The organism is Pseudomonas sp. SDO5591_S426 (genome assembly GCF_054070755.1).
In genome coordinates this window covers 1-12516 of sequence record NZ_JBSVXD010000167.1, presented here as the reverse complement: position 1 = coordinate 12516, position 12516 = coordinate 1, and the positions used below count along the sequence as shown (strand labels likewise).

General features: G+C 59.7%; 11 protein-coding genes. 5 read left to right on the top strand and 6 right to left on the bottom strand.

Translation table 11 applies throughout. The features are described from left to right. Positions 1-157: 157 nt before the first annotated feature. On the bottom strand, positions 158-1114 hold the full coding sequence (trxB, locus tag ACW9JC_RS24055) for a thioredoxin-disulfide reductase (protein WP_416127829.1): 957 nt from the start codon (positions 1112-1114) through the stop codon (positions 158-160). A 315-nt stretch (positions 1115-1429) separates the two neighbouring features. Here trxB and cysZ point away from each other — a divergent pair, with 315 nt between their 5' ends. Both cysZ and ACW9JC_RS24045 read left to right on the top strand, forming a co-directional pair. After that, a complete protein-coding gene (gene cysZ, locus ACW9JC_RS24050) occupies positions 1430-2182 on the top strand; it encodes a sulfate transporter CysZ (protein WP_338584756.1) in 753 nt (250 codons plus the stop codon). Between the two features lie 40 nt (positions 2183-2222). Then, the gene (locus ACW9JC_RS24045) at positions 2223-3422 is read left to right on the top strand and encodes a glycosyltransferase family 4 protein (protein ID WP_457458053.1); all 1200 of its coding nucleotides are present in this window, start codon (positions 2223-2225) and stop codon (positions 3420-3422) included. A gap of 115 nt (positions 3423-3537) precedes the next feature. Here ACW9JC_RS24045 and ACW9JC_RS24040 read toward each other — a convergent pair whose 3' ends face one another. The 3 genes from ACW9JC_RS24040 to ACW9JC_RS24030 form a co-directional block, all read right to left on the bottom strand. Next, positions 3538-4641: an NADH:flavin oxidoreductase gene (locus tag ACW9JC_RS24040; RefSeq protein WP_457458051.1), complete on the bottom strand. Its 1104-nt coding sequence runs from the start codon at positions 4639-4641 to the stop codon at positions 3538-3540. Between the two features lie 217 nt (positions 4642-4858). Further along, the gene (locus tag ACW9JC_RS24035) at positions 4859-5341 is read right to left on the bottom strand and encodes a glutathione peroxidase (RefSeq protein WP_338584753.1); all 483 of its coding nucleotides are present in this window, start codon (positions 5339-5341) and stop codon (positions 4859-4861) included. Between the two features lie 124 nt (positions 5342-5465). Next, positions 5466-5951 carry an FKBP-type peptidyl-prolyl cis-trans isomerase gene (locus tag ACW9JC_RS24030; RefSeq protein WP_008054392.1) on the bottom strand — a complete coding sequence of 162 codons (486 nt, stop codon included), beginning with the start codon at positions 5949-5951 and terminating at the stop codon, positions 5466-5468. Here ACW9JC_RS24030 and ACW9JC_RS24025 point away from each other — a divergent pair. Genes ACW9JC_RS24025 through ACW9JC_RS24015 form a run of 3 tightly spaced genes read left to right on the top strand, consistent with a single transcriptional unit; the run spans position 5920 to position 9312 of the window. Next, positions 5920-6246 carry a DUF3565 domain-containing protein gene (locus ACW9JC_RS24025; protein WP_457458049.1) on the top strand — a complete coding sequence of 109 codons (327 nt, stop codon included), beginning with the start codon at positions 5920-5922 and terminating at the stop codon, positions 6244-6246. The genes ACW9JC_RS24030 and ACW9JC_RS24025 overlap by 32 nt on opposite strands. A 60-nt stretch (positions 6247-6306) precedes the next feature. After that, a complete protein-coding gene (pta, locus tag ACW9JC_RS24020; RefSeq protein ID WP_416127835.1) occupies positions 6307-8406 on the top strand; it encodes a phosphate acetyltransferase in 2100 nt (699 codons plus the stop codon). Then, positions 8407-9312 carry an acyltransferase gene (locus ACW9JC_RS24015; RefSeq protein ID WP_457458047.1) on the top strand — a complete coding sequence of 302 codons (906 nt, stop codon included), beginning with the start codon at positions 8407-8409 and terminating at the stop codon, positions 9310-9312. Between the two features lie 179 nt (positions 9313-9491). On the opposite strand, the gene cysN is transcribed toward ACW9JC_RS24015, so the two are convergent. Beyond that, entirely contained in the window at positions 9492-11390 is a 1899-nt protein-coding gene (gene cysN / locus ACW9JC_RS24010; protein WP_416127837.1) for a sulfate adenylyltransferase subunit CysN, read from the bottom strand. Between the two features lie 9 nt (positions 11391-11399). Further along, a complete protein-coding gene (gene cysD / locus ACW9JC_RS24005; RefSeq protein ID WP_338584745.1) occupies positions 11400-12317 on the bottom strand; it encodes a sulfate adenylyltransferase subunit CysD in 918 nt (305 codons plus the stop codon). Positions 12318-12516: the final 199 nt, after the last annotated feature.

The window sequence follows — 12516 nt, the reverse complement described above, 5'->3', positions numbered from 1 at the left end:
GTAGGAGCTGCCGAAGGATGCGACCTTTTGGTCTTGATCTTCACGAGCAAAACAACAGGACCGAAGACTTCGGCAGCTCCTACACGATGGAGATCATATTTTCATAGGCACAAAAAAACCGGCCGAAGCCGGTTTTTTCATTTCGACGAAAACAGAATCAAGCGTTCTGCAGATTGTCGAGGTAACGCTCGGCATCCAGTGCCGCCATGCAACCGGCGCCAGCCGAGGTGATGGCTTGACGGTACACGTGGTCAGCCACGTCGCCGGCAGCGAAGATGCCTTCGAGGTTGGTGGCGGTGGCGTTGCCGTCACGGCCGCCGTGCACAACCAGGTAGCCGTCTTTCAGGGTCAACTGGCCTTCGAACAGCGAAGTGTTCGGAGTGTGGCCGATGGCGATGAACACGCCGTCGACTTTCACTTCGTCGAAGCTGCCGTCGTTGTTCTTCAAGCGGGCACCGGTCACGCCCATGTTGTCGCCCAGGACTTCGTCCAGGGTCGCGTTCAGCTTCAGGATGATCTTGCCTTCGGCCACGCGAGCGTTGAGCTTGTCGATCAGGATCTTCTCGGCGCGGAACGTTTCGCGACGGTGGATCAGCGTTACGGTGCTGGCGATGTTGGCCAGGTACAGGGCTTCTTCAACCGCGGTGTTGCCGCCACCGACCACAGCCACTGGCTTGTTGCGATAGAAGAAACCGTCGCACGTTGCGCAGGCCGAAACGCCTTTGCCCATGAACGCTTCTTCCGACGGCAAGCCCAGGTAACGAGCGCTGGCACCGGTGGCGATGATCAAGGCGTCGCAGGTGTAGGTCGCGCTGTCCCCGATCAGGGTGTACGGCTTGGCAGCGAAGTCCACGGCATTGATGTGATCGAAAACGATCTCGGTTTCAAAACGCTCGGCGTGCTCGCGCATCCGCTCCATCAGCGCCGGGCCGGTCAGGCCGTGGACGTCGCCCGGCCAGTTGTCGACTTCTGTGGTGGTGGTCAGTTGACCGCCGGCCTGCATGCCGGTGATCAGCAGTGGCTTGAGGTTGGCACGGGCGGCGTATACCGCAGCGCTGTAACCGGCAGGGCCGGAACCGAGAATAATCACTCGCGAATGACGGACTTCAGACATGACCTGCTCCTGTTGACCGGCCCGGAACACCTGGCGCGGAACGCCGGATCACCGGCGGGAATAAAAAAGAACGGTTGAAAGCACTTGGGGAAGGCTTGAACACGACCGTCCTGTAAAAAGATTGGGTGCAGCGTATCGAGGGGGCGAAGATTAAGGAAATACGGTTTAACAATCCAGCTCATAGGTGGTCTCTATCCCGTCAGCGTGATTTTCAGGACGCCTTTGTTACAGTGAATGTCGATACCGCTGCCGCGCTTTCGCCGGTCAGGCAAAGCCGGTAAGGTCGGCGCGTTTACCCTCTGCTCGGAGCACGTTATGCCCGCCCCCGTTCTGTCCGGCCCGCAATACCTGCGCGAAGGCCTCAAACTGGTCCTCAGCCCAAGCCTGCGTTTGTTCGTATTGTTGCCACTGGCGATCAACCTGGTGCTGTTCGTCGGATTGATCTATCTGGCCGGCCATCAGTTCAGCCTGTGGGTCGATACGCTGATGCCGTCCCTGCCCGAGTGGCTGAGTTTTCTCAGCTATATCCTGTGGCCGCTGTTCGTGGTGCTGGTGATATTCATGGTGTTCTTCACCTTCACCATGCTCGCCAACATCATTGCCGCGCCGTTCAATGGCTTCCTCGCTGAGAAAGTCGAAGTGGTGGTGCGCGGCACCGACGACTTCCCGGCCTTCAGCTGGGGCGAACTGGTCGCGATGATCCCGCGCACCCTGGCCCGGGAAATGCGCAAGCTCGGCTACTTCCTGCCCCGGGCAATCGGCTTGTTCATCCTGTCGTTCATCCCGGTAGTGAACATCATCGCCGCGCCACTGTGGCTGCTGTTCGGGGTATGGATGATGGCGATCCAGTACATCGACTACCCGGCGGACAACCACAAACTGGGCTGGAACGAGATGCTCGCCTGGCTGCGGCAGAAGCGCTGGCAGAGCATGGGTTTTGGCGGCAGCGTGTATCTGGTGCTGCTGATTCCGGTGGTCAACATCCTGATGATGCCGGCGGCCGTGGCCGGAGCGACCCTGTTCTGGGTGCGTGAACGTGGTGCCGAAAACCTGGTGGTGCAGCGCTGAGTCGGTAACAAATCCATCATCTGCCCGTCACAACGTCGACATGGCCTCAGCCGACACTGAGGTCATGACGACAGCTCTGCATATCACCCTGATCACCGAAACCTTTCCTCCCGAAATCAACGGCGTGGCCAATACCCTTGGTCGCTTGTGCGACGGTTTGCGCGCGCGCGGGCATCAGGTGGAATTGGTGCGACCGCGCCAGGGCTGCGATCAATCCGCAGGCAGTGACGATGAGTTGTTGCTGTGCCGAGGCTGGCCGCTGCCGGGTTACCCCGGTCTGCAATGGGGACAGTCGTCGATGCACAAATTGCTGCGACGCTGGAAGCGTCAGCGCCCGGACGTGCTGTATATCGCCACCGAAGGGCCACTGGGTTTATCGGCATTGCGTGCGGCGCGGCGTTTGGGCATTTCGGTGGTCAGCGGCTTTCACACCAATTTCCAGCAGTATTCCAGCCAGTACGGCCTCGGTTTGCTGACGCGGCTGCTGACCCACTATCTGCGCTGGTTCCACAATCGTTCGAACCTCACGCTGGTGCCGAGTGTCAGCCAGCGCATGGAACTGGAACGCCGGCATTTCGAACGCCTGGCTTTGCTGTCTCGCGGCGTCGACAGCCAGTTGTTTCACCCGGCCAAACGCTTGAATGCGCTGCGCGAGCAATGGGGACTGGGCGAGAACGATATTGCCGTCATCCATGTAGGACGTTTGGCGCAGGAGAAAAACCTGGGCTTGCTCAAGCGCTGCTTCAACACCCTCAAGGCGACTTATCCACAACGCAATCTGAAGCTGATCGTGGTGGGCGATGGCCCGCAACGCCTGCTGATGGAAAGCGAAATGCCCGAAGCGATCTTCTGCGGCGCCCAACGCGGCGAAGCCTTGGCCAGTCACTATGCGTCGGGGGATGTGTTTCTGTTTCCCAGCCTGACTGAAACCTTCGGCAATGTGGTGCTGGAGGCGCTGGCCTCAGGGTTGGGCGTGGTGGCTTACGATCAGGCTGCGGCGGCGCAGCATATCCGCCATGGCTACAACGGGGTGTTGGCGATGCCGGGGGACGAAGAGGCGTTCTGCGATGCGGCGGCGTGGTTGCTGGAAGAGCGCGAAACCTTGCGCTGTGTGCGGCTCAATGCGCGCCAGCATGCCAGTCGGCAGGGTTGGGCGGCGATAATCGAGCAGTTCGAGGGGCAGTTGCGGGGGGCTTGTGTGCAGGGATTGGCCGTACCTGATGCAGCGTTGTTGCCTTGAAAAGCATCGCGGGCAAGCCTTGCTCCTACAGGATTAATGTCGATCACAATACATCGACACGACGTGGATCTGTAGGAGCAAGGCTTGCCCGCGATGAGGCCGGCACGAACGCCGCTTAAACCAGCGTCATCAATGCCTCACGACTGAACGGCAGGATGTCTTCCTCACGACCGTCACGCACCTTCTGCGCCCAGTCCGGGTCTACCAGCAGCGCGCGACCGACCGCGACCAGGTCGAACTCATCGTTGTTCAAACGCTCCAGCAGTTTTTCCAGGCTGGCCGGTTGCGCGACCTTGTCGGTGTTGACCATGAACTGCAGGAACTCGCCATCCAGGCCGACGCTGCCCACGGTGATGGTCGGCTTGCCGGTGAGTTTGCGGGTCCAGCCCGCCAGGTTCAGCTCGGAACCGTCGAACTCCGGCTCCCAGAAACGGCGCGTCGAGCAGTGGAAAATATCCACGCCAGCGTCAGACAACGGTTGGAGGAACTCGCCCAACGCTTCCGAAGTTTGCACCAGACGCGCGGTGTAATCCTGCTGCTTCCACTGCGAGAAACGGAAGATAATCGGGAAACCTTCACCGACCGCTGCACGCACCGCCTGAATCAGCTCGATGGCGAAACGCGAGCGGTTAGCCAGGCTGCCGCCGTATTCATCGGTACGCTGGTTGCTGCCTTCCCAGAAGAACTGGTCGATCAGGTAGCCGTGGGCACCGTGGATTTCCACGCCGTCCATACCGATGCTCTGGGCATCCTTGGCGGCTTGGGCGAACGCAGCGATCACGTCCTGAATGTCTTGCTGGGTCATGCCGTGGACTACGACCTGACCGTCCTTGATTTTTTCCGACGGACCGTAACCCGGCACACTGGCGTCGGGCTCGGTGCCGATGCGGCGCACGCTGCCCACATGCCATAGCTGCGGAACGATCTTGCCGCCTTCGGCGTGCACTGCATCAACGACTTTCTTCCAGCCGGCCAATGCCGCTTCACCGTAGAAATGCGGAACATTCGGGTAGCCGTTGGAAGCCTTGTGACCGACGGTGGTGCCTTCGGTGATGATCAGGCCAACGCCAGCCGCAGCGCGACGACGGTAGTACTCGATCACTTTGGAATTCGGTACGCCACCGGGCGAGAACGAGCGGGTCATCGGCGCCATGACGACACGGGTCGGCAGTTCGAGGGTGCCGAGGTGGAACGGTTTGAACAGGGCTTTGACGGGCATTTGGACGCTCCACGGAAGAATGACTTTATGACGGCGATAATATGGAGAGTCCAACGCCTTGAACAGCATTATTGATCAGCGTGATTAAGGGTCAGAAGGAGGGAGCACTGTAGGAGCGAGCTTGCTCGCGATGAACCTGAGAACGCCGCGGGGTGTCAGGCTGGCAGCGTTATCGTTAACGACCATCGCGAGCGAGCTCGCTCCTACAGGGGAGGTATCAGCTCAGGGCTTTTTCAATCGCCTGAACCACGGCCGGATCATCCGGTGGTGTACGCGGGGAAAACCGCGCCAGCACTCGCCCGTCCTTACCCAGCAGGAACTTCTCGAAGTTCCAGGTAATGTCGCCGGGGAATTCGGCGCCCTCGCCGGCCAGCAGCTTGTACAGCTGATGACGCTCATGACCGTTGACTTCCAGCTTGCTGGACAACGGAAAAGTCACGCCATAGTTGAGGCTGCAAAACTCCTGGATCTCTTGCTCGGAACCCGGTTCCTGCCCGGCAAACTGGTTGCACGGCAGGCCAAGCACACTGAAACCCTTGCCCTTGTATTGCTGGTAGAGGTTTTCCAGCGCCGCGTACTGTGGGGTCAGGCCACATTTGGAGGCAACGTTGACCACCAGCACGACGTGCCCCTTGAAAGGCGCCAAAGGTAGCGCCTGACCATCCAGGGCTGTCAAATTAAGGTCGTGAAAAGCACTCATGACGTACTCCAGATTCCCGTGTTCTTCTCGAAACAGCCACTTGGCGGTGTCACCTGGGACAGCCGCAGACTAAAAAGGCGCCCTCGGGGCGCCTCTCCAGTTCTCGAAAGCTTAGCGCAGAAAATCAGTGGTGATGGCCACCTTCGCCATGGACGTGACCATGAGCGATTTCTTCCTGGCTGGCATCACGGATGTTGATGATCTTGACCTGGAAGTTCAGGCGCTGACCAGCCAACGGGTGGTTGCCGTCGACGGTGACGTCGTCGCCGTCCAGATCGCGGATGGTCACGATCTGCATCTGGCCGTCCGGAGCGGAAGCGTGGAACTGCATGCCCACTTCCAGTTCGTCGACGCCTTCGAACATGCTGCGGCTCAGGGTGCTGACCAGTTCGGCAGCGTATTCGCCGTAAGCGTCTTCAGGTTCAACGGCTACGGTCAGCTCGTCGCCGACTGCTTTGCCTTCCAGAGCCTTTTCCAGACCCGGGATGATGTTACCTGCGCCTTGCAGGTAGACCAGCGGCGCGCCGCCGGCGGAGCTGTCGATGACCTCACCAGCGTCGTTGGTCAGGGTATAGTCGATGGAGACAGCCTTATTGGCGGCGATCAGCATGGGGCGAGACCTTTTGCATAAGAATATAGAAAGGCCAAGTTTAGCGAAGCAATCGTCCGAAAGCGAACACAACCCGGACAAACGGGTTGCGACGATCACAGGCTTCCATCAGGACGAGGACGGCCACTGGGTGGCCGAACTTTCCTGCGGCCACACCCAACACCTGCGACACCTGCCACCGTGGCAATCGCGGGCCTGGGTCATGGACCCTGCGCAACGTCTTGAAAAAATAGGCCAGCCCTTTGCTTGCGGTTGGTGCGCACAAGGCTCGGTTAGCGATAACCTTGGCGACTGAATTTCGGTAGATCGCCAGCTATAGGCGTTCACCTTTGCAATGCTCCTTTAGAGAATCCGCATGCAAACTTTTTTTATCGCACCCACTGATTTTGGCGTGGGTCTGACCTCCATCAGCCTCGGGCTGGTGCGTACGCTTGAGCGCGCCGGCCTCAAGGTCGGCTTTTTCAAACCGATCGCCCAACCGCATCCGGGTGACACCGGGCCTGAGCGCTCCACCGAACTGGTGGCCCGCACCCACGGCCTGAAACCGCCGCAGCCGCTGGGCCTGGCCCATGTCGAGCGCATGCTTGGCGACGGTCAGCTGGACGAGTTGCTCGAAGAAATCATCACGCTTTATCAGCAGGCAGCCATCGGCAAGGACGTGTTGATCGTCGAAGGCATGGTGCCGACGCGCAGCGCCAGTTACGCCGCGCGGGTCAACCTGCACCTGGCCAAGAGCCTCGATGCCGAGGTGATTCTGGTCTCGGCGCCGGAAAACGAAGTGCTGACCGAGCTCTCCGGTCGCGTGGAGTTGCAGGCGCAATTGTTTGGCGGCCCGAAAGACCCGAAGGTCCTCGGCGTAATCCTCAACAAGGTCAAGACCGACGAAAGCATGGAAGCCTTCGCCTCGCGCCTGAAGGAGCATTCACCGCTGTTGCGCAGCGGCGATTTCCGCCTGTTGGGTTGCATTCCGTTCCAACCGGAACTGAACGCCCCGCGCACCCGCGACGTCGCCGATCTGATGGGCGCGCAGGTGCTCAACGCTGGCGATTATGAAACCCGGCGCATGACCAAAATCATCATCTGCGCGCGCACCATGCGCAACACCGTGGAGCTGCTCAAGCCCGGCGTGCTGGTGGTGACCCCCGGCGATCGCGACGACATCATCCTCGCCGTCAGCCTGGCAGCCATGAACGGCGTACCGCTGGCCGGCCTGCTGCTGACCAGCGACACTCTGCCCGACCCGCGCATCATGGATTTGTGCCGGGGCGCGTTGCAGGCAGGCTTGCCGGTGTTGTCGGTGAGTACCGGTTCTTACGACACCGCCAACCAGTTGAACGGGCTGAACAAGGAAATCCCGATCGACGACCGCGAACGTGCCGAGATCATCACTGATTTCGTCGCCAGTCATCTCGATGCCAAGTGGCTGCACCAGCGTTGCGGCACGCCACGGGAAATGCGCCTGTCGCCAGCGGTGTTCCGCTATCAACTGATCCAGCGCGCGCAGAACGCCAACAAGCGCATCGTCCTGCCCGAAGGCAGCGAGCCACTGACCGTTCAAGCGGCCGCAATCTGCCAGGCCCGAGGCATTGCCCGTTGTGTGTTGCTGGCCAAACCCGAAGACGTGCAGGCCGTTGCCCGCGCCCAAGGGATCGAGTTGCCACCGGGGCTGGAAATTCTGGATCCGGACCTGATCCGCGAACGCTACGTCGAGCCGATGGTTTCGCTGCGCAAAAGCAAAAGTCTCAACGCGCCGATGGCCGAGCAGCAACTGGAAGACACCGTGGTGATCGGCACCATGATGCTGGCGCTGGATGAAGTCGATGGACTGGTGTCGGGCGTGATTCACTCCACCGCCAACACCATTCGCCCGGCCCTGCAACTGATCAAGACCGCTCCGGGCTGCACCTTGGTTTCGTCGGTGTTCTTCATGCTGTTTCCAGAAGAAGTGCTGGTCTACGGCGATTGCGTGATGAACCCACACCCGAGCGCCAGTGAACTGGCCGAAATCGCCCTGCAAAGTGCCGACTCGGCAGCGGCGTTCGGCATAACCCCGCGAGTGGCGATGATCAGCTACTCCAGCGGTGAGTCGGCCAGTGGCGAAGAAGTCGAGAAGGTCCGCGAAGCGACGTTGCTCGCTCATGAACAACAGCACTCACTGCTGATCGACGGCCCGCTGCAATACGACGCCGCCGCCAACGAAGCCGTGGCCCGGCAATTGGCGCCGAACAGTCAGGTGGCCGGTCGCGCCACGGTGTTCGTGTTCCCCGACCTCAACACTGGCAACACCACCCACAAAGCCGTGCAGCGCAGCGCAGACTGCGTCAGCCTCGGGCCGATGCTGCAAGGCCTGCGCAAACCGGTGAACGATCTGCCGCGCGGCGCGCAAGTCGACGACATCGTCTACACCATCGCGTTGACCGCGATCCAGGCAGCCAACCGACCTATGGATGTTTAAATGCTGGATTTTCTACCTGCACCGCTACGAGGCGTGATTGCCTCGCTGCTGTTGGCCCTGAACACGATTTTGCTCTGCTCGTTTCTGTTCTGCGTCGCGCTCGTCAAGGTACTGCCGTTCGCCTTTACCCAGCGCATTGCGGGCTGGTTGATGAGCCATACGCACGAAGCCTGGATCAGTATCAACAAAGGCTGGATGAACCTGGTGCGCCGCACACGCTGGCACATCAGCGGCCTGCAAGGGCTCGACTACCAGCACTCGTACCTGATCACCAGCAACCACCAGAGCTGGGTCGACATTCTGGTGCTGCAATACGTGCTCAACCGGCGCATCCAGCCGCTGAAGTTCTTTCTCAAACAGGAGCTGATCTGGGTTCCGGTGATTGGACTGGCGTGGTGGGCGCTGGGCTTTCCGTTCATGAAGCGCTATTCGAAGGCGTATCTGGAGAAGCATCCGGAGAAGAAAGGCAAAGACCTGGAAACCACCCGCAAGACCTGCGCGAAGTTTCGCAACAACCCGGTGGGCATTTTCAACTTCGTCGAAGGCACGCGCTTCACTGAGGGCAAGCACAAGCAACAGCAATCACCGTTCAAGTATCTGCTCAAGCCCAAGGCGGGCGGCATTGCTTTCGTTCTCGATGCAATGGGCGAGCAGCTTGAGTCCCTGGTCAACGTGACCATCCACTACCCTGCCGGGCGTCCAGGATTCTGGGACTTGCTGTGCGGGAATATTGCGGACGTGGTGGTGCACTTTGAAGAGCTGAAGATTCCGCCGCAGTTCATTGGCAAGAACTACGACCAGGACGGTGAGTACCGACTGCAGTTTCAGGGCTGGATCAACCAGTTGTGGCAGGACAAGGATGCGTTGCTGGGGCAGATGCATCGCGAGTATCCAGCCAAGTATTGAGGTGACTGTTATGGCCTCATCGCTGGCAAGCCAGCTCCCACAGTGAGGTGCAGTGAACACAAATATTGTGTACGACCGAGAAACCTGTGGGAGCTGGCTTGCCAGCGATAGCAATCCAGAGGCAACAAAAAACCCGCAGACAATCACTTGTCTGCGGGTTTTTCATTTCCGGCTAACGCTTAGATCGCGCCACGCTTGCGCAGCAGATCCAGCACTTGCTTGACGCCTTCTTCCAGCGTCACGGACTGGGTGTCGACAACCAGATCGGCATCCAGCGGCACGTCGTACGGGAAGGACTCGCCCGGGATGTTGTCCCCGGCTGCCGCGTACAGGCCTTGCGGGTCACGCTCGGCGCACACAGTCGGCGAGGCCTGGACGTAGACCGTCAGCAGACGTTCCTTGCCAATCAGCTCTCGTGCCTGTTCACGACCTTCGGCACTCGGCGCAACGAATGCAGCGAGGGTCAGCAGACCGGCTTCGTTGAACTGACGCGCAACGTGAGCCGCACGACGCCAGTTCTCGGTACGCCCGGCGCGATCCTGTGGCAGACCTTTGTTCAGGTCATGACGCAGGTTCTGGCCATCGAGTACAAACACTGCACGGCCCAGGTCGAACAGCTTGCGTTCAACGGCGTAGGCCAGAGTACTTTTGCCAGCGCCCGACAAGCCGCTGAACAACACGGTGGCCGGTTGCTGACCGAAGCGCTGGGCGCGTTCTTCGGTGGCAACGTGAGCCAGTTTACCGTGATGGGTGCTGGTGCCATGCGCCAACGGCTGGGCCACGATCATGCCCGCGCCAACGGTGCCGTTGGTCAAACGGTCGATGATGATGAAGGCGCCGGTGGTGCGGTTGCTGTCGTAACCGTCGAGGGCAATCGGCGCATCGAGCGCGATCTTGACCTTGCCGATTTCGTTCAGTTGCAACGCGCTGGCCGGGCCTTCTTCAAGGGTGTTGACGTCGACCTTGTTGACGATGCTGGCGATGGAGCCCGGCACGTAACTGGTGGCGCGTTTGAAGTCGTATTTCTTGCCCGGCAGCATTGGCTCTTCAGCCATCCACACCAGCATGGCTTCGAAGCTGTCGGTCACCGGCGGCACGTTGTCGGCATGCACCAACAGGTCGCCACGGGAGATGTCGATCTCGTCTTCCATGGTCAGCGTGACTGCTTGACCAGGACCGGCGTGTTCCAGCTCACCTTCGAAGGTGACGATGGATTTCACACGGCTGCTCTTGCCCGACGGCAACACCACAACCTCGTCGCCTTTCTTGACGATGCCGCTGGCCAAAGTGCCGGCGAAACCACGGAAGTTAAGGTTCGGACGGTTGACGTACTGCACCGGGAAACGCAGATCGGTGAAGTTGCGGTCGCCCGCCACTTCCACGGTCTCGAGGATTTCCATCAGCGACTGGCCGGTGTACCACGGCGAGCGCTCGGACTTGTTCACCACGTTGTCGCCCTTCAGCGCCGACATCGGCACGAAGTGCATGCTGGTTGGCTTCAGCTTCAAGCCTTCGGCGAACTTCAGGTAGTCGGCCTTGATCGACTCGAACACGCCCTGGTCGAAGTCCTTGAGGTCCATCTTGTTGATGGCGACGACGATGTGCTTGATGCCCAGCAACGAGGCGATGAAGCTGTGGCGGCGGGTCTGGGTCTGCACGCCGTAACGGGCGTCGACCAGGATGATCGCCAGGTCACAGGTGGACGCACCGGTGGCCATGTTGCGGGTGTACTGCTCATGGCCGGGGGTGTCGGCGATGATGAATTTGCGCTTGGCGGTGGAGAAGTAGCGGTACGCGACATCGATGGTGATGCCCTGCTCACGCTCGGCCTGCAGGCCGTCGACCAGCAATGCCAGGTCGATGTCTTCGCCGGTGGTGCCGACTTTTTTCGAGTCGCGGGTAATCGCTTCCAGGTGATCTTCGTAGATCATCTTGGAGTCGTGCAGCAGGCGCCCGATCAGGGTGCTCTTGCCGTCGTCGACGTTACCGCAGGTCAAAAAGCGCAGCAGTTCTTTACGTTCGTGCTGGCCCAGGTAGGCGAGGATGTCCTCGCTGATCAAATCAGATTGATGCGACATGACAGCCCCTTAGAAATAACCTTGACGTTTTTTATCTTCCATCGAGCCTGCGCCATCGTGGTCGATGACACGGCCCTGGCGCTCGGAAGTTCGCGTCAGGAGCATTTCCTGAATGATGTCCGTGAGGCTTTCGGCCTCGGACTCCACCGCGCCCGTCAACGGGTAGCAGCCAAGGGTACGGAAACGCACTTTCTTTTTGACGATGCGGGCTTTGTCTTCATCGCTCAGGTGTTCGAGGATGCGCTCGTCGTCGATCATGATCAGCGTGCCGTTCTTCTCGATGACTTCGCGCTCGGCAGCGAAGTACAACGGAACGATCGGGATGCCTTCCAGATAGATGTACTGCCAGATGTCCAGTTCGGTCCAGTTCGACAAAGGGAATACGCGGATCGACTCGCCCTTGTTGACCTTGCCGTTGTAGACGTTCCACAACTCTGGGCGCTGGTTTTTCGGGTCCCAGCGGTGCTTGCTGTCGCGGAACGAGTACACGCGCTCTTTGGCACGGGATTTCTCTTCATCGCGGCGGGCACCACCGAAGGCTGCATCGAAACCATATTTATCGAGAGCCTGTTTCAGGCCTTCGGTCTTCATGATGTCGGTGTGCTTGGCGCTGCCGTGGGTGAACGGGTTGATGTTCTGCGCCACGCCGTCGGGGTTGACGTGGGTGATCAGGTCGAGGCCCAGCTCGGCGACCATCTTGTCGCGGAAGCTGTACATCTCCTGGAATTTCCAGCGCGTGTCGACGTGCATCACGGGAAACGGCAGCTTGCCAGGGAAGAATGCCTTGCGAGCCAGGTGCAGCATCACGGCGGAGTCTTTACCGATCGAGTACAGCATCACCGGGTTGTCGAACTCGGCTGCCACCTCGCGGATGATGTGGATGCTTTCCGCCTCCAGCTGTTTCAGATGCGTCAGTTTGTCGACCATGGCTACTCACGAAATCTTTCTTATGAACGGCCAGCGGGCCGTGTTCGAGCGGGGAATCCTAGCACAGCGACCTCTTCTAATCAGGACACCAACTAGATCGAAAGAGCATATGAATATGCCTGTGCGTTTGGGCTGCCCACCCTGCGTAGGAGCTGCCGAAGGCTGCGATCTTTTGACGTTGATTTTTCAAGATCAAAAG

What these genes read in the sequence shown, in the direction of transcription:
- trxB (WP_416127829.1), bottom strand. Translation starts at nt 1,114, where the DNA reads ATGTCTGAAGTCCGTCATTCGCGAGTGATTATTCTCGGTTCCGGCCCT.
- cysZ (WP_338584756.1), top strand. Translation starts at nt 1,430, where the DNA reads ATGCCCGCCCCCGTTCTGTCCGGCCCGCAATACCTGCGCGAAGGCCTC.
- ACW9JC_RS24045 (WP_457458053.1), top strand. Translation starts at nt 2,223, where the DNA reads ATGGCCTCAGCCGACACTGAGGTCATGACGACAGCTCTGCATATCACC.
- ACW9JC_RS24040 (WP_457458051.1), bottom strand. Translation starts at nt 4,641, where the DNA reads ATGCCCGTCAAAGCCCTGTTCAAACCGTTCCACCTCGGCACCCTCGAA.
- ACW9JC_RS24035 (WP_338584753.1), bottom strand. Translation starts at nt 5,341, where the DNA reads ATGAGTGCTTTTCACGACCTTAATTTGACAGCCCTGGATGGTCAGGCG.
- ACW9JC_RS24025 (WP_457458049.1), top strand. Translation starts at nt 5,920, where the DNA reads ATGGAGACAGCCTTATTGGCGGCGATCAGCATGGGGCGAGACCTTTTG.
- ACW9JC_RS24030 (WP_008054392.1), bottom strand. Translation starts at nt 5,951, where the DNA reads ATGCTGATCGCCGCCAATAAGGCTGTCTCCATCGACTATACCCTGACC.
- pta (WP_416127835.1), top strand. Translation starts at nt 6,307, where the DNA reads ATGCAAACTTTTTTTATCGCACCCACTGATTTTGGCGTGGGTCTGACC.
- ACW9JC_RS24015 (WP_457458047.1), top strand. Translation starts at nt 8,407, where the DNA reads ATGCTGGATTTTCTACCTGCACCGCTACGAGGCGTGATTGCCTCGCTG.
- cysN (WP_416127837.1), bottom strand. Translation starts at nt 11,390, where the DNA reads ATGTCGCATCAATCTGATTTGATCAGCGAGGACATCCTCGCCTACCTG.
- cysD (WP_338584745.1), bottom strand. Translation starts at nt 12,317, where the DNA reads ATGGTCGACAAACTGACGCATCTGAAACAGCTGGAGGCGGAAAGCATC.